Genomic DNA, 23267 nt, shown 5'->3' on the forward strand with positions numbered 1-23267 from the left:
CCCCTCCCCAGTTAGAAAACAAACGACTTGCAAGACGGACTATGAAAACAAAGCACTTATAAGTTGATGATTCTACAGCCAGTTAGGCTACAGATTTGATAACAAAGAACTTAGCTGCGGGCACAAGATGTTGTGTTCTCCTCAACTGGCTTTTAGCTCTTAGTCCCCGAAAGCGAAGACTGGTCGGGCGTCCTCGTCACAGACCGACGCAACTGCGGCGGACAGGAGTGTTCGCCCTACACACGATTTCACTACCTACATTTTCAGAATAGCAATTTGGGTGGGGGCATCATGCCACGGTTTTGAAATTTATTTTGCGAATGTTTTCAAGACTATGCGGGGAAATGGGCGTCGCGACCCCCTTGACACTAATTGGAGCGGGTTGTGCCGAAATGGGAAGATAGAAATCCACCACAGAGACACAGAAGCACAGAGACTTCAACAGGAAAGAAATCGGTCTGAACGCTGGTGGCAGTCCGGTCTTTTCGGCATAGAACGCTAGCCCGGTGTCAAATGGAGGCGTTCATCTCAGCGTTTTTTCCCGGTGCAGCTTGTATGCGCGGACAAGAAGGGACAAGCCGATCCAAATCGCGACGACGGCGAACGCATACGCCAAGGCACGAGGGAAAAATAGAAACACGACGGCCAATGCCACAAGAATTATTCCCGACCAAGCGGTGACGCGGGCCTCGACTGATTCCAGCACTCGGCGATTGGTGAAGGCAGCGCCAATGGTGTTGCCCAAGCGAACGGCTCCAGCGGCGGCGCGGCCCGCGCTTCCTGAGCCGCCTGCCATTGCAGGCCGAGGATGGCTTGGTTCTCCGGGCGCCCGCACCCTTTGTTTTTTGTCCAACACCAACTCTGTCGCATTCGCCAAGTCGTGGAGGTACATCTGTTCCATCTCGCGGGCGAACCCATCATCTTCCACGACGACGTCGAGTTCGCAGTTGCCGAGCCAACTCGCCATGTTCAGGTTGGTGGAACCGACGCGGGCCCAATGGCCGTCGGCGACCGCCGTTTTTGCGTGCAACATAGTCCCATTCCACTCAAAGACACGCACGCCTGCATCCAGCAGCGTTCGGTACCCAGCACGCGACAACGGCCGGAGCACCGGGATATCCGTTCCGTTCGGCACAAGCAGCCGGACATCCACCCCGTCTTTGGCGGCAGCTCGCAGACCCTGCACATAGGCGGCGGTACCCGCGTAATAAGCATCGGTCAGCCAGAGGCGTTCTCGTGCTAACGCTGCCACCAACTGGTCAAAACGGAAAATTCCAGCCGTCGCCGGTATCGTTGCGACAACCCGGAGACTGACATCGCCGGCCTGTATACCAGTGACTGGCTGGCTGATTTCCAGGTCTGGAAACGGATCGCCCGTCATGGACCAGACCTGCGCAAACGCACGCTCGATTTCCTGAACGGCCGGTCCGCGAACTTCGATCCCTGTGTCTCGCCAGGGTTCAAGATTTTTGGCCGGATCGCCAGCCCACATGCGTCCAACGCAGAGGCCGGTGACAAAACCTACTTCGCCGTCGACGACGATGCTTTTCCGGTGGTCCCGCGAGAGCCAACCGAATGGCGAATCGAAACGCGGCGAGTTATAACAACGGACCTCGATTCCACCATTCCGAAGGGAGTTCCAGAATTTTCGAGAAGTCTTTCCGAGGCCGCCGAGCCAGTCATAGATCAGCCGGACTTTGACGCCTTCTTTCGCCTTGGCAATCAGGGCATCGGCGAACATGCGGCCAGTGCTGTCTTCATGAATGATGTAGCTTTCGAAATGAATATGCCTGCGAGCGCGCGCGATGGCGTCAAGCCAGGCCGGGTAATTTTCCCGTGCGTCCCTGAGCAACCGAACGCTGTTGCCGTCGATCAACTGGGCTCCAGAGGCTCGTGAGAAGGCGTGATCGGCGACCTGCCGGAGAGACTGGCGGACCTGCCACTCGTCCGGCTTGGTTCTCATGCGGGCAACGGAGTGCCACTGCCGTCCGAGGACATCCTTCCGTGACAGGTCTCTGAAAGCCATTGCTAACCATTCAAATCCGGGTGTGCAGTGGCGAGCGAATCGGTGCCGTAAAGCCGGCGTCGAACGGTCTCCCTCTGCTCTGCGATAAAGCGGAAGTCCGCATTGTCGGCACGCGTAACCGCTTCGGCGAGCGCTACCCCGACTTCGGCTTCGCCCGAAGCCACGACATCCGCGCCGGCGGCTTTGAGCGCTGCCGTGTCGCGCAGATGCGTGCAGCGAACGAGTATATGCACCTTGGGATTCACCAGCCGCACTTGCCTGACGATCTCGGCTGCGTCTTCTACGTCGGTACTCAGGATGAAACTACCGGCGCTTGCGATACCAGCTTCCTCGAGTGTCCCCGGCCGCAGCACGTCGCCATACAGAGCCTTGATGCCATCGGCCTTCATCTTGCGAACGGTTTCGAGATTCAACTCGATCACGGTGACCGAGTTGCCGCGGTCGGTCAAGAGTTGATGGACAATTCGTCCTACCGGGCCAAAGCCAACAAGGATGCAGTCGCTTGCGGTCTGTGCCACACGATCAGACGCAGAAACTGGGGCTTGCTTCTCAAACGAAGACGAGTAGGCACGGGCGTAGTGGTAGATATAAGGGTTGGCGGCGATTGAGATGACGGAGGAAGCCACGAGCGCGTTCCAGCCGACATCGTTGATCAATCCAAGCTGACGGGCAACCGACCCCAAGATGAAGCTGAACTCACCGACCTGACTGAACGCTGCGCCGACGGGAATGGCCGTTGGCAGCGGCACGCCGAGGAGGCGAACGGTGGTGAGGGCGGCAAGAGGTTTGACGAGAACCACCGCAAGCAAAACTGCCGCAATCACCAGTGGGGCCTGGAAGAGGCTTCGCGGATCGAACAACATGCCAACGGAAACGAAGAAGAGCACCGCGAAGGCATCGCGCATTGGAATCGCGTCGCTGGCGGCGCGCGCGGCAAAGTCGGAACGTCCGACGGCGAGTCCCGCGAGGAAGGCTCCGAGCGCCATGGACACGCCGAAAATCTGAGCTGAACCAACCGCTATGCCAAGCGCAAGCACAAGCACAGCCAGCGTGAAGAGTTCACGTGAGCGGGTCTTCTCGATCAGTTCCAAAATGCGCGGGATTACCCATTTGCCAAGAATCACGATGACGGCAACGAGCAGAACAACTTTCAGTCCTGCCCACCCAAGTGCAGAAGAGGCGCTCTGCGCTACGCTCTGGGGAGAAAAGAAGATGGGCAACAGCAGCAGCGCTGCTACCGTGAGAAGATCCTCGACGACGGTCCAACCGATTGCGATGTGACCTATGAGTGCGTGCAGGTCGTGATGCTCGCCGAGTACGTGGGCCATGACGACGGTACTCGCGACCGATATGGCGCCGCCCAGAATCAAACCGGGAGTCCAGTCCCATCCGAAGACCCGCAGTAATAGCGCCAGCCCAACCGTGGAAATCGTGCTCTGCACAAGGGCGCCGGGAATCGCGACTCGCCATACGGCGAATAGTTCGTTCAAATTGAAGCGCAGTCCGATTCCGAATAGCAGCAGGATGACGCCGATTTCTGCGAACTGCTCCGCGATGGCATGGTTGGCAACGAATCCGGGAGTGAACGGCCCGACCGCAATGCCGGCCAGCAAATAGCCAATGATGGGAGAGAGTTTGAGTCTCAGGGCGAGAAAGCCGAACACCAGTGCCCCGACCAGACCGCCGGTGAAAGTCAAGAGTACGCCGAGTTCATGCATCGCTGGGCTCCAGGTGTCACCGAGAATCGCTGCGAACAATATATTAAATAGTGTGGCTGGTTAGTTGTGCGGAGGATCGAGCGATTTCGCGACTGGAACCTGCCATTTGCGGTGAATGGCGATCATGCGGATCGCAAAGCAGACGATGGCACTCACAATGGCCACCAATGTCGAGGGCAGGTGCAGGTACACTCCGCCGACAAACAGGGTGGCTCCAGCCAGCGCGGCTAGAGCGTAGACGTCGGTTCTGAAGACGGCGGGGACCTCTGAGACCAATACATCGCGTACCACTCCACCGCCGATTCCGGTGACCATTCCCAACAGCGCTGCCGGACCGGGACCCAAGCCGTAGGCGAGCGTCTTGCCTGCTCCGGATACGGCGAACAGAGCCAGTCCAGCGGCGTCAAAGATGAGCACAGCATTTCGGAACCGGCCCAGCTTGTCGTACCAGAAGAAGATGACGAACCCGGCCAAGGCAGAGACTGCGACGTATTTCCAGTCACTAATGGACGCCGGCGGAATGGCACCAATGATGAGATCTCGGGTTATGCCGCCGACCGAGCCGGCTACAAACGACAGGACAAGAACGCCGAATAAATCGAGCCTATGCCTGGCGCCAGCGACAGCGCCGCTTATGGCAAAGACGAAAGTTCCGGAGAGGTCAAAGATCCGCAACAGCAAGCTGACAACCACTTCCTCTGTCGGTTGCATGATCATCATGGTGACAGCCAGGCCTGTGCGGCGACAACCATTGTTTCCACTCCAGTTTGCAGAGTCGGATGAATGACCGGGGCAAAACGCGGGTTGTGATTCGTGGGAAGATCGGTGAGTCGACCCGCCTGCTTTGCTTTGTTGTAGGTATCCGGGTCGGTTCCTCCGACGAACCAGAAGACGGAAGGCACCTTCCATTCGGATCCGAATAAGCCGAAATCTTCACTGGCCGTACTGGGCCTGACTTCGCGGAGGCGATCTGGACCAAAATGCCCGCGAAATGCAGTTACCACGCGGTTGGTCGTTTCGGGGTCGTTTTTGACCAGTGGGTATCGATCCAGGGGTGTGATCTCCGGCTTCTTCACTGCTCCCGAGGCTGCGGCTTCCGCGTTGACGATTCGTTCAATGGCGTTGAGCACTCGCGTACGAACGCCTTCGTTGAATGTCCGCACGTTGAGTTTGATGAGCGCCTCGTCGGGGATGACGTTCTCCTTGGTGCCAGCCTGCAATGCTCCCACGGTGATGACCGCCGACTCGGTTGCGGCGACCTCGCGCGAAACGATGGTCTGCAAACGAAGAACGGTCGCTGCGGCCATCACCACAGGGTCGATACTGGCTTCGGGCATGGAACCGTGGGCTCCTCGGCCGAATAACCGCACCTGCAGACTGTCTCCCGCCGAGGTAATAACGCCTGATCTCCAGCCTATATTGCCGGCGGGACCGACCATGACATGCTGTCCGAGGATGACGTCGGGCTTGGGGAAGCGGCTGAACATGACGTCGTCGATCATGGCGCGGGATCCGGTTCCGATCTCTTCCGCCGGCTGGAAGACGGCCATCAGCGTTCCATGCCATTGCTGGCGGCTCTGAGCCAACAGCGTGGAAGCACCCACGAGCCAGGTAACATGCATGTCATGTCCGCAAGCGTGCATCACCTTTACTGATCTTCCGTCTTCGCCGACCGCGGTAACGTCGCTTGCATAGGGCAAGCCGGTAGCTTCTTCCACGGGCAGGGCATCCATATCTGCACGAAGCATGACGGTCGGCCCTTCGCCATTTCGCAAGAGACCGACTACACCGGTTTTGCCGATGCCGGTTGTGACTTCGAATCCGGCAGCGCGCAAACGATCTGCTGCGAGTCCCGCAGTACGACTCTCCTGCATGGATAACTCAGGGTGGGCGTGAACATCTTTATAGAAGGATTCGAGATCCGGAAGCAGCGGCTTAACATTCATGGAGGCGTCCTTAGGCTTGCTATGGCAAGGAGCACGGTTCCGCTACGCGGAGCAGATTATATACGCCGAGGCCAGAGCTGGCTCAGGTGTGTACTGATGCGAACTTTACGCGTTTCGCTGTTCGGCGCGGGGCAGGAATGAGGAGTGGAATGCATCGGGGCAAGAGGAGTATCTAATGAATATGCGAATGCCGGCGATTTTCTTCGGACACGGAAATCCCATGAACGCCCTGCTGCACAACACGTACACGGAGCAGTGGGCAGCGATCGGGGCACGTGTGCCACGTCCGAAAGCGATTCTTTGCATCTCGGCGCACTGGTACGTGGAAGATGCCGCCGTGACGGTAAGCACAGCCCCGCGGACCATCCACGATTTCGGAGGCTTTCCGCGTGAGCTCTATGAGGTGCAGTACTCCGCGCCGGGAGAGCCTGATGTTGCGCGTCGTGTACAGCAACTGCTCGCTCCGCTGCCGGTCCGGCTTGATGACCGATGGGGACTTGATCACGGCGCCTGGTCGGTATTGCGCCATGTATATCCAAGAGCCGATGTACCGGTCGTGCAGCTCAGCATCGACGAGAGACAACCGGCTTCTTTCCATTACGAGATTGGTGAACGCCTGGCACCCTTGCGTGAAGAAGGCATTCTCATCGCGGGCAGCGGAAATGTTGTTCACAACCTCCATACGTACGCGTGGGGGAGACGCCCGCAAGAGCCTTATGACTGGACGGTATCGTTCGAAAGAAGAGTCCGTGAAGTGATACTCGCGGGAGAGCACAAGCCGCTCATCGATTACGAGAAGAGGCTGGGCCGCGAGGCACTGCTCGCCGCACCTACCCCTGACCACTATCTGCCGCTGTTGTATGTGGTCGGAACGCGCGCTAGTTCTGAGTCTGTTTCCTTCCCAGTCGAGGGTGTGGATGGTGGGTCGATCTCAATGTTGGCGGTGCAATTGAGTTGAGCAGCAGCGGCACTGCGTACATAGACGCTGGAGCATACGGCAGCACTAGGCGGGCTTACTCAGCGGCGATCGGTTTCCAGAGGTAGAAGTAATCGCCATCACTTGAGGTAGCGATCTCAATGTTGGTCTTCCTGGTTGCTCGATGGATCGCCGAACGGAGATCCGCTACTGAACCGGGGAAATCGCTCAGCGGGATCTTGATGGCGCGGCCTTGCTTGAGTTGATCCAATTCAGAGAGGACTTTTGCGAGAAGCGCATGATGGCGTCCCTTGCGTCCACTGGGCAGGTCGCTCTGCGAAATGGTCTCAAACTTTACGCTGTCTGGCTTCCGCGCGTTCATAACGTAGGCGAGCGTATAAGTAGTATCGGCCCGTATCCTTACCGTACTCTGAATATCTCTGAAATCAAGCCTAATCCTGTCGAATCAGTACGCCAAAAAGCGCCGCTGTCGTCGCGTTAAACCGTCGAGAAAAGGTGCTCTATAAATGTGCAAAAGATTCACCCCGTATGAGCTGCGCGGTGGTAGTGTCTGGCGTGGTAATGCGGTGGATTATGTACGAGAGCAAAGTACAAACGGTCGCTATCGACGAGGTCGTGGCAAAGTGGCGCTTTCGACACGGGGCCTGTCCATTCGTGCTGGTGGTGGATGACGACGAGGTCGCTGCGGAAACAGTCGCAACGGCCTTACGTGAAATAGGGTATGCGGTCGTGATCGCCTACGACGGCGAATCGGCGCTGCAGTTGGCGAGCCTAGCACCGCCCGACCTGATGATTACGGACATCAGCATGCCAGGAATGGACGGATTGGAATTGTCGATCCGCATGCATGAATCGTTCCCCAGTTGCAGAATCCTTCTATTTTCAGGGCTATCCGACGACTGCGAATTGCTTGTGGAGAATCGAGAGCGAGGATTCAACTTCCCCCTGCTGACAAAGCCAGCCCCAATGGCGGCCCTCCTCCAACTGGCGTGTCAGCAACTTCTTTCACCCACTACCCAACAAAAGACAGCGAAAGCTTAAGTGAAATATATGCATGATCATGTACTCAGCTCCTGGAAAGAAATAGCGGCATACATGGGAAAAGGCGTGCGAACCGTACAAAGATGGGAACTCGAGATGGGACTTCCCGTCCGGCGCCCTGGACGAGAACGGCACATTGTAGTCGCGTACATTGCGGACCTTGACGAGTGGGTGAAAGGAGACAAACGGTGCCGAATCGAAGCCGCTTCGCCACAAGAGCTGTGCGACGGCCCGGCAATCAGACCAACAGAGCAACGCAAACAGATAGCTGACGAACTGCGACGTTTGCACTGGCTGATCAAGAAGATGGAAGCTGCTCTTGCCCAGAATCGTGAACATGCAACCCAGTTTGCAAATGCCGTGCAGCGCCTTGCAAAAACGAGCAACGGCTGCAACTGAGAACGTTTTGAGGCAGAGCTCGGCTGGGGGTTGAACTTCGATTTCCTTAATACCTGAAAAATAAGCGCCACAAGTGCGTTTAGGCATGAGTTGGCGCGATGCGCTGACCGATTGTCGGTTAGCCTTTTGCGATGCCGACCCTCGCACGCCCCATTGGCCGAGATCCCATCGCAGTGTGCCGATTTCAGCGGGCAGTTGCGGCTAAGAACGTTACTGTCGCGCGCACCTTGAATGCCGAACTTCGCGCTCTGACATCGAGCCTCCGAATGGAATTCGCGAAGAAAGCACAAATCTGCGCCCAGATTCGCGAACAATGCGAAACCATGCGGCAGCAGGTCCGGATATTTCGGTTCGGCAAATCAGCAAAATACGTGATGTAAGCGCCGCTGTCCTACTCGTACCGCAACGCCTCAATCGGGTCGAGACGGGACGCGCGAAACGCTGGAATCATGCCGCTTACCAATCCTACGAAAGCCAGAATGACCGTGGAAACGATCACGCTTGACGGGGAGATGATGAGCCTGATGTCACCGGCCTCTCCGTGTTGGGCGAGAGCGCTGTAGAACGTGAGGTTCCCCACGGCGAACGAAATGATGTAAGCCAGCAGGATGCCCAAGAGGCCGCCCAAGAAGGTAATGGCCAAGGCTTCCGACAGGAATTGCACGAGGATATCCGTGCGGCGAGCACCAATGGCTTTCTCCACTCCGATCTCGCGCGTGCGTTGGGTGACGCTTACCAGCATGATATTCATGAGTCCGACGCCACCGATTCCCAGCGTGAGCGTGCCGATGAGCGCCAGCAGGACCTGGAGAGCCATGGTGATGAGACCAAATTGCGAGAGCTGTTCCATGAGGCTGAAAACAAAGAGAGCACGTTTGTCATCAGGCCGGAAGTTGTACTGCGTCGCGAGCGTGTTGCGAATGGACCTCTCGACTGATCCGTAGTCGGAGCCGAAGAAGTCGAGCCAGATCATGTCGATGTAATGCGTATCACGGAAATCGCTCATGGTCGGGAACGGAATGTACACGGCGCGATTGATGCTGTTGTCGGTGCCCTGTTGCGGCCGTGGCTTCAGCACACCGATGACTTCGTACGGTATGCCGTTGATGCGAACCCGTTCTCCAAGCGGAAAGCGGCCGGAGAACAACTTTTCCCTGGATTCCGATCCGAGTACACAAACGCGGGAACGCATCTGCATATCTTCGGCGTTGTAGAAGCGACCGAGGCTGATTTGCAGATTCTGGATCTCCTGGATTGCGGGATTCCCCGCCAGAATGCCCCAGGTATAGGATCGGCCTTCATAGCTGACGGGTGCTTGATAGAAGGATTGCGGGGTTATGCGGGTGATCTGCGGAACATTCACCAGAAGACGATCGATGTCATCGTGGGTGAGGCGGACACTCGTGCCAGCCTTATTGCCACCTGCCTGCTGAGACGTACGGCCACCAGCAATTCCCATCGCCTGCATACTCGCGTACGACCGGAAGATATTAACGATTGCGGTTGAGAACCCGGTTCCGTAGGCAAGCAAGAGCACGACCGTAGCAATGCCCCAAGCCATGCCGAGAATGGTGATGGCGCTACGTTGACGGTTCTGCCTAAGTGCGCCGTACGCCTGGACGAGAACGTCTCTGGGTTTGGCCATCGGCTACTCCTGACGAAGCGCTTCCACCGGCGTGAGCAAAGCTGCACGGCGCGCGGGGTAGAGTCCGGCGACGATGCCGGCGGTGGCCAGGCTGATGATGGCAAGCGCAGCACTGGTAGCGTAGATGTGAGGAAGTTCGAATCCGTCGATGGGAGGCGCAAGCTCGCACAACTTGGTTGCGCCATAGGCAGCTAAGACGCCTATACCCCCGCTGATGGCAGTGAGCATGAGTCCTTCGAGGAAGAACTGGAAGAGAATGCTGCGACGAGTGGCGCCCAAGGCCTTGCGCAGGCCGATCTCGCGGGTGCGTTCGGTGACCGATACCAACATGATATTGACGACGCCCATGGCACCGAGGGCGAGAGTCACCAACCCTACGGCGCCAAGGAACATATTCATGGCGTCGGAGATCTTGCCGACCATCTCGGCGGTGGCGATGGAGTCCCAGTCGTCAAAGGCATCCGGGGTGGCGGGATCGAAGTGGTGGTTGCGGGCAACGATCTTACGAACAGCTTCCTTTGCGTGGGCGTGCTGCTGACGCGTGATGGGCTGGAACACGACGTACTTCACCGAGTTCGCGTTCCCCTCCCCCTGCATGGGGAAATACATTGCCATGGTGCTATAGGGCATGATCAGTCGCATGTTCTGGTCGTTGTTGTTTCCGTGCCCGATCTTCTGAATTGTGCCAATCACCTGGAACGGCACCCCATTGATGAGCACGGTGCTGCCGAGAACCGGGCGGCCCGGAAACAGCAGGCGTACAAATTCCTGACCGATGACACAGACGTTTCGGCGCTCCCGCTCATCCTCCCAGGTGAGCCAGCGTCCCTGGGCGATCGGTTGGTAGCGGATGTCGTAAAACTGCGGCTCCGAGCCATCGACGTACCCGTTGCTGTTGCCGTAATCGCTGACGAGACGAAGATCGCCACGGTAGATAACCGGAGCAGCGTTGCGCACGTACTGAGAGCCGCGGATGTCGAGATAGTCCTGGTAGTTCAGGTAGTACTGACGAGAAGAGAGTTGGCTGCCACCGACCGACGGAACGCGTCCGTTAAAAATCTGCATGAAATCTTCGCCAAAGCCGGCGAGGTTCTTGTTGGTGCCGGCGCGAAAGCCCTCACCCAGTCCAACCAGCAGCAGCAACGATCCCACGCCCCAGGCAATGCCAAACATGGTGAGGAAGGAGCGAAGCTTGTGCATCCAGATCGCGCGAAAAACCTGCCCGAAGCTGTCGGCGAAGCGCCACATAAGCACTGCTACGGAGGTTTATCAAAGAAGGTTCCCGATTGCAGTGATGTTTGGCGAGGAGAGGTCCAAAATGGGAATGCCGCGGGCTTCCGACGATCTGTAACGCCTGGGGTACTTAGGATGGGTTCCCGCGCTCAGCTTACTTCTTGGGCTGCTCGATGCGTTGGAGCTTCAACGTCAGTGTGCCCCAGAACATCTTGCCGCGCATTTGCACGGGAATGCGGCGGGCGTCGTCGGTGTACCAGATCCAGATTTTGCCCTTCAGCTTGAAGGCTCCGCCACCTTCGGGCGAGACGCGAATTGTCTGAAAGGTTCCGGCCGGGACTTTGATCTGTTCTTTCGCTTCCACCCTGGTGACAACGTCGACGGTTTTGCCGCCATCGTTGATGGGAAATGTATAGGTGGTGCCGGGGATGAGCGGCAGGCTGCGGAGATACATGAACCCGGAGAGAACGTCGGTAACGCATCCGGGGATATCGTTTTCGACGTGCTTGCTCTCGTTGTTCTTGAGATTCGTTTCGTCGAGGACGGCCTTTCGGCGCGTGTAATTGAAGCTGATGAGGGTGTCTCGCTTGCGGAAGCCTTCTTCGGTATGTTTGCGCACGCCGATGGAACAGAAGGTCTTCGGGTCGTATAGAGACTGGAAGCTGTCGTGAACCGGGTACAGCAACGAAACAACGCCCTTGGATTCGGCGCTGCCGGTAACGCGCTGCTGCGTGCCTTCGCGAGAGAGTCCGAGGGTGACGGTGCCTGCGTCCCAGATGCGCCACTCGGCACCGAAAACGTAAGTCTCTTCGGGAAGAGTGAAGTTGGGCGCTGGCGAAAGGATGTGAGATATGGGGCCGATGGTGTCGGCGGACTTCGGCGCGGGCTGCTGCGCAGATGCCACCAGAACTAAGACAAATAAGAGACCGATCTTACCGAGATGCAGGAAAGGCAAATCCGCTCCGGATAATTAAGAATGAAACCACAACTTCTTAATGACGAGCGCGGCCAGCATGGCAATGGTGCCCGCTAACGCATTGTACTCGCGATGCTTAAGATAAAGCTCCCGTGAAAAAGTGCCGGAACCTTCGTACGCACGTGAGAAACGTGGGATGAGGCGCGGAACTCGAGAGCAGTATTCGTTGAAGTTCGGGAACATGCCGCGAAGGAAGGCTTCTTCCGAGCGAATGACGGGAACGTAGATGGCGATAAACATTACGGCGAGAAGAAGGACGATCCAGGGGCTGAGGGCCGCGACGGCGAATCCAGCGGCGATGATGATGGATCCGAGATAAAGCGGATTACGGGTGTAGGCGTAAGGTCCGGTGTTGGTGAGCTCGGCATTCTTCTTCACGTGTGCGGAGGCGGCAGCGCGGAGCGCGACTCCGGCAAGCGCGATGCCGGCACCGATCGCCAGCGACAACCACGTGGGGCGCGCGAGCCAGATATAGGCGATGGCGAGAAGGAATCCGAGAGGGACGCGAATGCGTCGCGCGATGCGGGACCATGTCATGCGTTCACTCCTTTGGTTGCGAGGAGTTCGCGGGCAGCGTGGAGGACTTCGGCGGCGGTGATGTTGAGGAGTCCAGCTTCGGCGTTTTTGACTCGCTTGTGCGAAGTGATGCTGGAGGGGTCACGAAGAACGATGCTCTTCTTGCTTTGTGGTCCCGTCCGTGCAGGATCCGTCGGCCCAAAAATCGCAACGATTGGCACATCGTGGAAGAAGTCGGCCAAGTGCAGAGGGCCTGTGTCACCGCCAATGAACAGCGAAGCGCGGCGGGTGACAGCGATCAGTTGCGAGATGGTGAACGTGGCGGCGATAGCGTGTCCGTCTGATTGGCTTTCGACGATGCGTGCGAGTTCTTCTTCACCCGGGCCGTAGTTGATCAGGCTGCGGATTCCCTGATTGCCGAGTTCGCGCGTGACTTCGGCGTAGCGTTCGGCAGGCCACTGTTTAGCTCCCCATCCGGCGCCGGGGTTGAGGAGGGCGAAACGTGGTCGAAGCCTCAACTCTGCAATCTTGTTCTCAGCCCAACTCTCGAATTCTGGCAGCGGATCGTATACAGGGCAGTAATACTCGTTATTGATGATACCGCCGTGTTGTTCCACTATCTTCTCCGCGAGTTGGCTATTCTGTTGGACTACATGGGTGGCGCGTGTGATTACAGTATTGGTATAGGCCAGCGACGCCGGTTTCTCCCACGGATCGTTGAATCCGTAACGCCGAGGCGCTCCGCTCAGCAGAGCAAAGGCTGCCGACTTGATCGCGCCCTGAAAGTCGACGACGATGTTGTACTTCGACGCACGGATCTCGCGCAGAGCCGTTAACACCTCGTGTCTTTTGTCGAGCGGATGTTTGCGCCAGCTGCGTGTATCGACTAGGTGACGGCGGGTAATGAACGGTATGGGGGCAAGCAGGTCTGCCCATCGCTTTTCCATGACCCAGCCAATTTCGGCATCAGGGAAACTGCATTTGAGCATGATTGCTGCCGGGATTGCGTGAAGGATGTCGCCCATCGCGCCGAGGCGGACGATCAAGATCTTCTTCGGGGTGGCGACAACAGAAGAGTCGTTCAATTCTTCTTCGCTGCCCCTTTACCTATTTGCTGGATGATTTCCGTTGCCGAGTGATCTTTCGGGTCGCCGACGATGGCGACGCGTCCGCCGTAAGAGGTGACGACGTCGCGCTCGGGGACGGAGTCGGCGGTGTAGTCGGTGCCTTTGGCCTGAACGTCGGGACGAATGTCGTTGAGCAGGGCGCGGACGTCAAGTTCGGGGAAGATGACAACGGCGTCCACGGGCTCGAGTGCGGCAAGGATTTCGGCGCGCTCGGATTCGGGCATGACGGGACGGCCGTCGCCCTTGAGTTGGCGGACGCTGTCATCGGCGTTGACAGCGACGATGAGTTTTCCGCCGAGGGCTTTCGCGGCTTGCAGATAGCGAATGTGGCCGACGTGGAGGACGTCGAAGCATCCGTTAGCCATGATGACCTGGTCGCCGGACTGGCGCCATTGGGCGACGCGGCGACGGAGATCCTCGCGCGAAAGTACTTTTGTCTGGCTCATGCAATTCGCATGTGCGAGGGCGGGCAGGAGTGTCCGCCTCGCACGTGAACTACAGCAGTTCCTCGTTCCAGTTCTCGAGGAACTTCGCCACGGAGCGCAGGAATTGGTCGGCAACGGCACCGTCGATGATGCGGTGGTCGTAACCGAGCGACACGTGACATATCTGGCGGATGGCGATCGAGTCGGTGCCGTTTTCGTCGGTGAGGACGACCGGCATTTTCTTGATCGAGCCGATACCCATGATTGCAACCTGCGGCTGGCTGATGATCGGTAAGCCGAACATCTGGCCGAACTGGCCGGGGTTGGTGATGGTGAACGTTCCGCCTGCGACATCATCTGGCTTCAGCTTCTTGGAGCGCGCACGATCGCCGAGGTCGGTGATGGAGCGCTGGAGTCCGACGATGTTCTTCTCTTCAGCGTTCTTGATTACGGGGACGATGAGTCCCCAGTCGAGCGCGACTGCGATGCCGATGTTGATGTTGCGGTGGTAGCGGATGTTATCGCCTTCGACCGAAGAGTTGATGATCGGGAAATCGCGGATGCCCTTGACGGCCGCGCGAGCGAAGAAGGTGGTCGGCGTGAGCTTGACGCCGTTCTTCTGCTCGAACTGCTTCTTGATCTTCTCGCGCAGGTTCATGACACGGGTCATGTCGATTTCGTAGATGGTGTGGACGTGCGCGCTGGTGTGCTTGGATTCGACCATGCGTTGCGCGATGATCTTGCGCATCGCGGTCATGGGAACGACTTCGCCCGGAAGCGGAGCCGCAGGAGCGGGAGCAGGTGCCGCAGGCTTCGCAGCCATGGGCGCTGCTGCAACTGGAACTGGAGCAGCAGGGGCCTTGCCACGGTTTTCGATGTAGGCGGTGATGTCTTCCTTCGTGATGCGTCCGCCGAGACCGGTTCCCTTCACCTGGGCGAGGTTGATGCCGTGCTCCTTGGCCATCTTGCGAACAAGCGGCGAAGAACGGATCTTCTGGCCGTCGACGGTGACTTCTTCCTCTTCGTGAACAGGCGCAGCCGGGGCCGGAGCAGCAGGCGCAGCGGCTTTCGCCGGTGCGGCAGGTTGCGCTGCAGGCGCGGGTGCAGCAGCAGGAGCGCCGGTGCCTCCAATGACACCGACGACGGAGTTCACCTGAACGGTCGATCCAGCTTGCGCCTTGATCTCGGTGAGCACACCGCTGGCGGGCGCGGGAATCTCGGCATCCACCTTGTCGGTGGAGATTTCGAAGAGCGGCTCGTCACGCTGGACTTTGTCGCCGACGTTCTTCAACCACTTGGTGATGGTGCCTTCGAAGATGGATTCGCCCATCTGAGGCATGATGACGTCAGTGGCTGGGCCGGAGGCGGTGGGTGCCGGTGGCGCAGCGTTTTGCGGTCCGCCTGCGGGCATCGGCGACGGATTCAGTTCCGGGCTGCCGATCACGGGGGCCGTGGCGGCTGTGGATGGCTGAGCCGAAGGAGTGGCCGAGGCGCCGTTCGTGGAATCGATGACGCCGACAACAGTGTTCACCTGAACGGTGGTGCCTTCCTGGACCTTAATCTCTTTCAGCACACCACTGGCGGGCGCGGGGATTTCTGCGTCAACCTTATCAGTCGAGATTTCGAACAAGGGTTCGTCACGCTGAACCTGCTCGCCGGGCTTTTTCAGCCACTTGGTAATGGTGCCCTCAAAAATTGACTCGCCCATCTGGGGCATGATCACGTCAGTCGCCATTTCGTCCTCTATATGTGCTAGTTGGAAGATGCTACTGGAGGCAAACAGAAATTATACGTGAGGCACGGGGGGTGTTGCAGGCGGGGATGTCACAAACAGGCTGCGGGTGCAGTTGCCTCGGTCTCATGCGCCCTCCTGTGCGCGCAAAAGCATGCAACCACACCCGCAAGGTTGAACTGCGGAGCATGTTGCCGCCGGCGGCCGCCTATGGCATGACGCCCTAGAGGGCTGGTCTGGGAATCGTCGCGGTTTCGGCGATATCACATACGCCAGGCGCTAACCGCCGACGGCAAGCTCGCTACCCCCGTACGGTAAGTACAGGGCAATTGGCGTGACTCACCACGCTTTGCGCGATGGTCCACGGCAAATGAGCTGAGGCTCGTGCGCCAAGTCCGCTGGACTTGTGCACACCCAGCACGATCAGGTCGGCTTGATGCTTGTGCGCAGCGCGCAAGATCTCCTCGACCGGATAGCCCCTGACGACCTCCACGTCAGGGGATGAGGTTAAGTTCGCCGCTGCCGGGAGCATTTCCTCCAACTGCTTGCGAGCGTTGGCTAGAAGATGCTCATGCAGGTAAGCGGCTGAAACAGACCCTTCTTCCAGCACGTGCAACAGGGTGAGGCGCGCCTGGCTTTCCTGGGCGAAGCCGGACGCGTACGGAAGCGCGTGCCGTGACCCCTCGGAGAAGTCGGTAGCGAACAGCACCGACTGAAATCGTCCGTGGGTTAAGAGATTTGGGGGGACGTCTGGCCCGATGGTGAGCACCGGGCAGGGCGCAATGCGGAAGATCTCCTCGGCAACAGATCCGAGGATTAGCTTGCGAATTCCGGAACGGCCATGAGTTGCAACAACAACCATCGAAATGTCACATTGCCGGATGAGATCGAGCAACGTCATCTCGAGTGGACCCGTTTCCACATGCAGGTCGAGTTTGATACCCGCAAAGGCCGGGGAGCGCTCGAACGATTGCATCTCCTGTTTTGCGCGGGCGAGCAAATCGTGATGCTCCCAAGTTGCGGGTTCCAGTGCAGAGTGGAGGATTGGTTCCGGAGGAATGATGTGCAGTACAGCAAGGTCAGAGCCATGAAGTCTTGCAATGGCAGCGGCCTGCTCCATCGCCTTGTGCGAGGTTTCTGAAAAGTCGGTTGTTACAAGGATATGGCGTAATGCCAGGGTGGAAACTTCAAGATCGTGAACCGGGTGTACCGTTGCCATCGGACACCTCCCGGAAAACCGTCTTACTAATCTACCTGTAACTCCGGTTCTGCCCTGGATGCAGTGACATCTATCACCCGCAATTGTGCCCGGATGGCCATCCTGACGCGGATTGACGCCTTCTTAAGAGAAAAAATCTAAAAGGAGGAATATGGCGCGACAGAACTTTCCACTCGACGACCTCAGTTACGACCTGATTACGATCATTCACGAGAAATCGAAGGGGTTGGAGGCTTACGACCAGTACCTTCAGGATGCTCAGGGCGACAACGAGTTGCGGCAGGTGTTTCAGCAAATCCGCGACCAGGACGCGAAAGCGATCGAGAAGTTGCGGCAGCATCTCGGGCGAGTAATGCAGCAGGGCGGAAGAAAAGCCGCGTAGAGTCGTTCAGCTATTTGTTGTCCAGAACTAGGGATCTCGAGCACGCGTCGAGGTCCCCTCTCTATGGGATTTTGGGAAGGCCCCTGCTCAGATCGCGTCCGATCTTGCGCTCGTGCCACAAGCGGATCGGCTTGAGGTACGTGATGATCCCGAAAGCGGCGATAGCGGCCAGAAGGAGGGCGCTGCTGATCCAGACCAGCGCGACGGAGGCCTTGGTTTCCGCCATATGGGCAATGATGGCAGCATTGCTGGGCGTAAGCAGCAGGGCGAGAGCAAGGATGAGCATTCCCAGTCCGGCCAGTAACCCGGTGATGTTCTTGGCCCACTTTCCCCGCTCGTGGTACTCGGCGAACAGTACGTAACCGTACAGAACCAGGCCAGCGATGACGAAGAAATTGGCTCCCGCAGAGATGGCGAATCGGAAGTCCATGAATTTTAAGACGCGAAATTCGAGGAGCAGGTTGGGGCGTTGCAGCGGTTAAGTCCCGCATGATCAACGTTTGACACTCGCGCCTCAGCACCATTATTCTTGATGTTTGCACCTTGCTTCAGGACGCTGTCGTGGAAGTGTGTCTTTTTTCCCGCGTTCTACTGGCTGAGAGGGGACCGGGATGTTGATCAATGTTCATGACCTGCGAAAGAGGCAGAATGTCCTCGATTTTGAGCAGGAGTTTCCGCCGGAAGGGTTCGATCTCGGGGTAGATGTACGTGCGGTCCAAGCGGTAAAGACCAGCGGCCGAGCCACCCTGGTGGAAGAGCATACAGGACATAAAGGCACGCTGGACGATATCCGAGTAGCCGGGAAGCTGGCGACGGAATTGGAAGTACTGTGTGCACGCTGCCTTGAACCGGTGAAGCTCCCGGTCCACCGCGAGTTCGAACTGCTGTACCGGCCGCAAGGATCGGACGTAGGCGGCGGCAAGGAAGTGGAATTACAGGATAAGGACGCCGCCATAAGCTATTACGAGGGCGACGGACTCGCACTGGAAGACGTGGTGCGGGAGCAGTTGCTGCTGGCGGTCCCGATCAAGACGGTCTGCAAGGAAGAGTGCAAAGGTTTGTGCGCGCATTGCGGGCGCAACCTGAACACCGGGCAATGCGAATGCGCGCAGAGCGCGAGCGATCCCCGGTGGGAAGCACTGAAAGGTTTGAAGGACAAGCTACAGAAGTAAGAGAAGTAAAAGAAGATCAGGAAGAGGTTCAAGCAGTCATGGCAAATCCGAAACGGCGACATTCCAAGAGGCGCACCGCAACCCGCCGCGCCCACGATCACCTGACCACGCGCTCGGCCGCCGAGTGCCCCAACTGTCACGAGAAGAAGCTGCCCCATCGTGTTTGCCCGAAGTGCGGGTATTACAAGGGCCGCGAGATCGTGGAAGTCGAAAAGGCCAAGTAGTCTGCCGCGGTCTGTCCGCGCAGAACGCAGCAGGTTCTCATCTGCGAACGCCGATCGGCGAGTTTCGATACTAGTCCCAGCCTCGCAAGGATGATGCAAGAGCGGGGCGGGACCGAGGTCCACCAACCGAAAAATGAACACCGTGATAGCCGTGGACGCTATGGGTTCGGATCGCGCTCCGAAGCCTGAAGTCGAAGGCGCCATTCTGGCTGCGCGCAGTTATAACGTGCATGTGCTGCTGGTCGGCCAGGAAGACGTAATCCGGGCCGAAATGCGGAACCATCCCTCCGCGCAGTACCTCACAAACATCGAGATCGTTCATGCGGAAGAAGTCATCGGCATGGACGAGAAGGCCGCGCAGTCTGTACGGTCGAAGAAGAAGTCATCGATGCACGTTGGTTTGCGCCTGGTCCGCGACGGGCGGGCCGCCGGGTTTGCGACCGCCGGAAACACCGGCGCCGCGATGGCAACGGCAAAGATGATCCTGGGCGCACTGCCGGGTGTGGATCGTCCGGGCCTGGCAGCCGTCTTTCCGACATCGAAAGGCACTGCGGCAATCCTGCTGGACGTGGGCGCAAACGTGGATTCGAAACCACAGAACCTCGTGCAGTTCGCCATCATGGGCGAGATCTACTCGCGGAACATCCTCGGGACACATCGGCCGAGGGTTGGCCTGCTCTCCATCGGCGAAGAAGAAACCAAGGGCAACGAACTCACTCGCGAATCCTACAAATTGATCAAGCCGCTGCCGATCAACTTCATCGGCAACGTGGAAGGCCGCGATCTTTACAACGGGCACGTGGACGTGATCATCTGCGACGGTTTCGTCGGGAACGTGGCGCTGAAGATTTCCGAAGGCCTGGTGGAGACAGTCCGATATCTGCTGAAGGAATCGTTGAAATCCACGATTTCGAGTCAGTTTGGATTCCTGCTGTCGCGCAAGGCTTTTGCCGATTTCAAGAAGCGGCTGGATTATTCGGAGTACGGCGGTGCTCCCTTGCTTGGCGTGAAGGGTGTATGCATTATCGGGCACGGATCTTCGAACGCGAACGCTATCAAGAACGCCATCCGAGTGGCCGCCGAATTTGCCGAACGCAAAATCAACCACAAGATTGAGCAGGAAATTGCCTCCACCCGCGGCACGGGCATGCATCATCACGCGCAAGGACTGGCCGCCGGGCATGATCACGGACGACACGATGACTAACCCGATCGCATTTCTCTTCCCCGGACAAGGTTCACAGGCTGTCACGATGGGTAAGGAATTGGCTTCCCTCTACCCGGTGGCGCAGGAGACGTTTGACGAAGCCGACGCGGCATTGGGATACAAGCTATCCCAGCTTTGCTTCGAAGGTCCCGAAGACAAGCTGAAGATGACCGAGGTGACGCAGCCAGCGATCCTGACAGTGTCCGTGGCGGCGTTCCGGGTACTGGAGAGCATGGGCATCGAGCCGCAGTATGTTGCCGGCCATAGCCTGGGCGAATATTCGGCACACGTGGCGGCGGGAACGCTTTCGTTTCAGGATGCGGTGAAGACTGTACGCAATCGCGGCAAGTACATGCAGGAAGCGGTACCGTTCGGAGTGGGAGCGATGGCAGCCATCCTGGCACTTCCGCTGGAGACCATCCAGGAAGTCTGCGCCGAGGCAGCACAAGGTGAAGTTTGCGAACCGGCGAACATCAACTCGCCGGACCAGGTAGTGATCTCGGGCAATAAGGCAGCCGTCGAACGTGCCGCGGAAATGTGCAAAGCAAAAGGCGCGAAGCGCGCGGTGATGCTTCCCGTGAGTGCACCCTTCCATTGCGCCCTGATGCAACCGGCGCAGGACCGCCTGGCAGCCGACCTGAATGCGCTGACCTTCAATCCGATGGAAGTACCGCTCGTTACGAATGTGGACGCGAGGCTGATCCAGTCGCCGGATGAGGCTCGGGATGGGCTAATCCGGCAGGTGACCGGCGCCGTTCAATGGGATCGCTCGATGCGGCTGCTGATCGAAAAAGGCGTGAGCACGTTCGTGGAGATTGGCCCAGGAAAAGTGCTGTGCGGATTGATGCGTCAGATCGATCGTTCGAAGACTTGTTTCAATGTGGAAGACGAGGCCTCGCTGCAAAAAACGGCGGCAACTTTCATTGCCACGAAAACGTCGTAACCTATGGTGTAAAAAGGGTTTATCAACCGCCCGCCCGGGCGGTTTTTGTTTGCCTCCACGACATAATTACCAACGTAAGCCGTCGTGACCTTCGTGACGCAAGATTTCCGGAGGTTCATCGTACCATTGCGTAACCGCACATGGGTGCGACGCAGATGGTGGGTGAAAGCACATTGACGAGTGAAGCTGGGATGAAGCCATCCCGGTGGCTCACGCCGGTCGCCTGTGGCATTGGGCTTCTCTATGCCGCAGTCACTCTGGTGTTAAAGCCTTCGTTCGCTTTGACTGCTTTCGGCGACATCGCACAACTGATCCTCGCAGGATTGGTAACGGTGGCATTCGCGATCCCGGCGTTCTCATCCCGCGGACGAGTGCGCTCCTTCTGGGCGCTGATGACCGTGGGTGTCGGGTTCTGGTTCCTGTCACAGGCGATTTGGACCTACTACGAACTGGTGGCACGAATTGAAGTCGTGGATCCTTCGATCCAGGACATCGTGCTGTTCCTGCACCTGATCCCGATGATGGCGGCGCTGGCGACGCAGCCTCACAAGCCGAAAAAGATGGCGCCCGTTATTCCCTATTCGCTGGGAATGCTGGCGATCTGGTGGATGTACCTGTACTCCTACGTGGTGATTCCGTGGCAGTACGTGGCGCCGAATTTCGCCCGCTACGGCGCCGACTTCAATATTCTCTACTCGATTGAAGACCTGGCGTTCATGGTTGCGCTGTGCGTGCTGGCGTGGCGATCCATAGGCGCATGGAGAACACTATATTTCCGGCTGCTGCTCGGTTCGATGGGCTACCTGTTCAGCGCGTTGATGATTAACACCGCAATCGACGAGCGCCGTTATTACACGGGCAGCTACTTCGACCTGCCGCTGGTGTTCTCGGTAATTTGCATCTGCTGGTCCGCGACGAGCGCGAGGACACCCAACCAAGTGGATGAATCAGAAGAGGAATCGCGGGAATCGTTCACGGCGGAATGGCTCACGCGACTGGCGTATGTGGCACTGCTTTCGGTTCCTTTGATGGCGGCCTACGCACTGGAATTCGGTGACGAAACCGAGATTGTTCGGGACTTTCGAATCGGAGTTTCACTGATCGCGATTGTGACACTGGCAGGTTTGCTGTACCTGTTGCAACGCGTGCTGAGCGATCGCCTGCATCATTCGCTCATGGAAGTGCGGCATTCGAACGAAAAGCTGTCCGTGGCACGGGAAGCACTGGAGCACCAGGCCACGCACGACAGCATGACGGGCGCGATGAATCGGTGTGCCATAACCGAAGCGCTCGATCGTGAATTGGCGCGGTCCATCCGGTCGGGAGCCCGGGTGGCGGTATTGCTTATCGACCTGGATCACTTCAAGGACATCAACGACAAATACGGACACCACGCCGGCGACGTTGCGATCATCACCTCATGCGAGCGCATGCAGCAGTGTGTCCGGTCGCACGACTTCGTGGGCCGTTACGGCGGAGAAGAGTTCCTGGTAGTAGTTCCCGAAACCGAGTACGTAACGGCGATGGAAATTGCCGAACGCATCCGCGAACACCTCTCGGCGACACCGATCACGTGGTCGAACTACCAGATACGACTGACAGCAACAATCGGAGTTGCACTGTCGCGGCCGGGTGACACGGCAGAAGAGATCCTGCGCCGAGCGGACGTGGCACTATACAACGGCAAATCCATGAGCCGGGACACGGTGCAAGTTGTGGACGAAGACGTCCACGTGGCTTAGGCCAGTTCGGAACCATTCACGCGACGCTGCCGCAACTTCCAGATCACCAATCCAGCCAGGATCAGGACTGCTAAAACTCCCAGTGTTTCGGGCAGGTGCCGCTTCAGCAGATTCGATGTGATGCCGATGATCTGCTCGCCGAAGGCGATCACCAGCACTGACAGAATGGTGAACCGGGCAAGACGCCCGAGGAAGATAGCCAGCAGGAACTTGTGCCAGTCCATCTCAAATGCAGCGGCCGAAAGCACGATGAGTTTGTACGGCGTCGGAGGCGGCAACATGGCCGGAAACATCAGCGCAAGAAACTCGTGATCTTCAAAGGATTTCTTGATCTTCTGGAACTTGGCCTTGGGCATTCGCTTTTCGAGCAGCACTTCCCCGCCCTTGTAGCCGATGGCGTAAAGAAACATGCTGCCGAGGGCGGATCCAGCCGAGGCCATAAAGACGTATAGCCAGGCAAGATGCGGCTTCAGGTAAACGAAGCTGGCAACGACAGGGTCAAGCGGCAGACCTACGGCGGCGGAATCGAGCGCCGCGATGATGAAAACACCCCACGGGCCGAGCGGGAGAAGAACTCCCTTGAGCCAACCTGAGTAATGAGCGAGGAATGATTTTATCGAGTGCAATTTTTAATTCTAAATGAAGCTGCTTTTCAGG

24 protein-coding genes are annotated in these 23267 nt (G+C 58.0%); 9 read left to right on the top strand and 15 right to left on the bottom strand.

Annotation, left to right across the window (positions count from 1 at the left end):
• Positions 1-523: 523 nt before the first annotated feature.
• From VN577_18880 to VN577_18895, 4 genes are read right to left on the bottom strand one after another with little or no spacing between them, the layout of a single operon-like run.
• On the bottom strand, positions 524-2026 hold the full coding sequence (locus VN577_18880; protein HWR16900.1) for a phospholipase D-like domain-containing protein: 1503 nt from the start codon (positions 2024-2026) through the stop codon (positions 524-526).
• Positions 2027-2028: 2 nt separating this feature from the next.
• A complete protein-coding gene (locus tag VN577_18885; protein HWR16901.1) occupies positions 2029-3744 on the bottom strand; it encodes a cation:proton antiporter in 1716 nt (571 codons plus the stop codon).
• A gap of 60 nt (positions 3745-3804) precedes the next feature.
• On the bottom strand, positions 3805-4464 hold the full coding sequence (locus VN577_18890) for a trimeric intracellular cation channel family protein (protein HWR16902.1): 660 nt from the start codon (positions 4462-4464) through the stop codon (positions 3805-3807).
• A complete protein-coding gene (locus tag VN577_18895) occupies positions 4461-5690 on the bottom strand; it encodes a M20 family metallopeptidase (GenBank protein HWR16903.1) in 1230 nt (409 codons plus the stop codon). Before VN577_18895 ends, VN577_18890 begins: the two co-directional genes overlap by 4 nt.
• 175 nt (positions 5691-5865) lie before the next feature.
• Here VN577_18895 and ygiD point away from each other — a divergent pair, with 175 nt between their 5' ends.
• Positions 5866-6648, top strand: a complete 783-nt coding sequence (gene ygiD / locus VN577_18900; protein HWR16904.1) for a 4,5-DOPA dioxygenase extradiol — start codon at positions 5866-5868, stop codon at positions 6646-6648.
• Positions 6649-6703: 55 nt separating this feature from the next.
• On the opposite strand, the gene VN577_18905 is transcribed toward ygiD, so the two are convergent.
• Positions 6704-6988, bottom strand: coding sequence for a hypothetical protein (locus VN577_18905; GenBank protein ID HWR16905.1), 285 nt, complete (start codon positions 6986-6988; stop codon positions 6704-6706).
• Positions 6989-7155: 167 nt separating this feature from the next.
• On the opposite strand from VN577_18905, the gene VN577_18910 reads away from it, so the two are divergent.
• Both VN577_18910 and VN577_18915 read left to right on the top strand, forming a co-directional pair.
• Positions 7156-7668 carry a response regulator gene (locus tag VN577_18910; protein ID HWR16906.1) on the top strand — a complete coding sequence of 171 codons (513 nt, stop codon included), beginning with the start codon at positions 7156-7158 and terminating at the stop codon, positions 7666-7668.
• Between the two features lie 530 nt (positions 7669-8198).
• Positions 8199-8447: a hypothetical protein gene (locus VN577_18915; GenBank protein ID HWR16907.1), complete on the top strand. Its 249-nt coding sequence runs from the start codon at positions 8199-8201 to the stop codon at positions 8445-8447.
• An 11-nt stretch (positions 8448-8458) separates the two neighbouring features.
• On the opposite strand, the gene VN577_18920 is transcribed toward VN577_18915, so the two are convergent.
• From VN577_18920 to VN577_18955, 8 genes are all read right to left on the bottom strand, one after another.
• Entirely contained in the window at positions 8459-9712 is a 1254-nt protein-coding gene (locus tag VN577_18920; GenBank protein HWR16908.1) for an ABC transporter permease, read from the bottom strand.
• A gap of 3 nt (positions 9713-9715) precedes the next feature.
• Positions 9716-10960 (bottom strand): ABC transporter permease, encoded by a 1245-nt coding sequence (locus VN577_18925; protein HWR16909.1) that lies wholly within the window; start codon positions 10958-10960, stop codon positions 9716-9718.
• Between the two features lie 139 nt (positions 10961-11099).
• The gene (locus tag VN577_18930) at positions 11100-11900 is read right to left on the bottom strand and encodes a DUF3108 domain-containing protein (protein HWR16910.1); all 801 of its coding nucleotides are present in this window, start codon (positions 11898-11900) and stop codon (positions 11100-11102) included.
• A gap of 15 nt (positions 11901-11915) precedes the next feature.
• Entirely contained in the window at positions 11916-12458 is a 543-nt protein-coding gene (locus tag VN577_18935) for an isoprenylcysteine carboxylmethyltransferase family protein (protein HWR16911.1), read from the bottom strand.
• Positions 12455-13522 carry a glycosyltransferase family 9 protein gene (locus VN577_18940; protein ID HWR16912.1) on the bottom strand — a complete coding sequence of 356 codons (1068 nt, stop codon included), beginning with the start codon at positions 13520-13522 and terminating at the stop codon, positions 12455-12457. The genes VN577_18935 and VN577_18940 overlap by 4 nt, the downstream gene beginning before the upstream one ends.
• Positions 13519-14010, bottom strand: a complete 492-nt coding sequence (locus VN577_18945; protein ID HWR16913.1) for an adenylyltransferase/cytidyltransferase family protein — start codon at positions 14008-14010, stop codon at positions 13519-13521. The genes VN577_18940 and VN577_18945 overlap by 4 nt, the downstream gene beginning before the upstream one ends.
• A gap of 49 nt (positions 14011-14059) precedes the next feature.
• Positions 14060-15724, bottom strand: coding sequence for a 2-oxoglutarate dehydrogenase, E2 component, dihydrolipoamide succinyltransferase (gene sucB / locus VN577_18950; protein HWR16914.1), 1665 nt, complete (start codon positions 15722-15724; stop codon positions 14060-14062).
• Between the two features lie 298 nt (positions 15725-16022).
• Positions 16023-16940 (bottom strand): universal stress protein, encoded by a 918-nt coding sequence (locus VN577_18955; GenBank protein ID HWR16915.1) that lies wholly within the window; start codon positions 16938-16940, stop codon positions 16023-16025.
• 151 nt (positions 16941-17091) lie between these two features.
• Here VN577_18955 and VN577_18960 point away from each other — a divergent pair, with 151 nt between their 5' ends.
• Complete coding sequence (locus VN577_18960) at positions 17092-17322, top strand: hypothetical protein (GenBank protein HWR16916.1); 231 nt, start codon at positions 17092-17094, stop codon at positions 17320-17322.
• 61 nt (positions 17323-17383) lie between these two features.
• On the opposite strand, the gene VN577_18965 is transcribed toward VN577_18960, so the two are convergent.
• The gene (locus VN577_18965) at positions 17384-17752 is read right to left on the bottom strand and encodes a hypothetical protein (GenBank protein ID HWR16917.1); all 369 of its coding nucleotides are present in this window, start codon (positions 17750-17752) and stop codon (positions 17384-17386) included.
• A gap of 181 nt (positions 17753-17933) precedes the next feature.
• Here VN577_18965 and VN577_18970 point away from each other — a divergent pair, with 181 nt between their 5' ends.
• The 5 genes from VN577_18970 (at position 17934) to VN577_18990 (ending at position 22610) form a co-directional block, all read left to right on the top strand.
• Positions 17934-18494, top strand: coding sequence for a DUF177 domain-containing protein (locus VN577_18970; protein ID HWR16918.1), 561 nt, complete (start codon positions 17934-17936; stop codon positions 18492-18494).
• Positions 18495-18532: 38 nt separating this feature from the next.
• Complete coding sequence (gene rpmF / locus VN577_18975) at positions 18533-18718, top strand: 50S ribosomal protein L32 (GenBank protein ID HWR16919.1); 186 nt, start codon at positions 18533-18535, stop codon at positions 18716-18718.
• A gap of 133 nt (positions 18719-18851) precedes the next feature.
• On the top strand, positions 18852-19925 hold the full coding sequence (gene plsX / locus VN577_18980) for a phosphate acyltransferase PlsX (protein HWR16920.1): 1074 nt from the start codon (positions 18852-18854) through the stop codon (positions 19923-19925).
• Positions 19918-20868 carry an ACP S-malonyltransferase gene (gene fabD, locus VN577_18985; protein ID HWR16921.1) on the top strand — a complete coding sequence of 317 codons (951 nt, stop codon included), beginning with the start codon at positions 19918-19920 and terminating at the stop codon, positions 20866-20868. The genes plsX and fabD overlap by 8 nt, the downstream gene beginning before the upstream one ends.
• 191 nt (positions 20869-21059) lie before the next feature.
• On the top strand, positions 21060-22610 hold the full coding sequence (locus VN577_18990) for a GGDEF domain-containing protein (GenBank protein HWR16922.1): 1551 nt from the start codon (positions 21060-21062) through the stop codon (positions 22608-22610).
• On the opposite strand, the gene VN577_18995 is transcribed toward VN577_18990, so the two are convergent.
• Complete coding sequence (locus VN577_18995) at positions 22607-23236, bottom strand: VTT domain-containing protein (protein ID HWR16923.1); 630 nt, start codon at positions 23234-23236, stop codon at positions 22607-22609. The genes VN577_18990 and VN577_18995 overlap by 4 nt on opposite strands.
• Positions 23237-23267 lie beyond the last annotated feature (31 nt).

The organism is Terriglobales bacterium, from assembly GCA_035561515.1.
GTDB lineage: Bacteria > Acidobacteriota > Terriglobia > Terriglobales > Acidobacteriaceae > DATMXP01.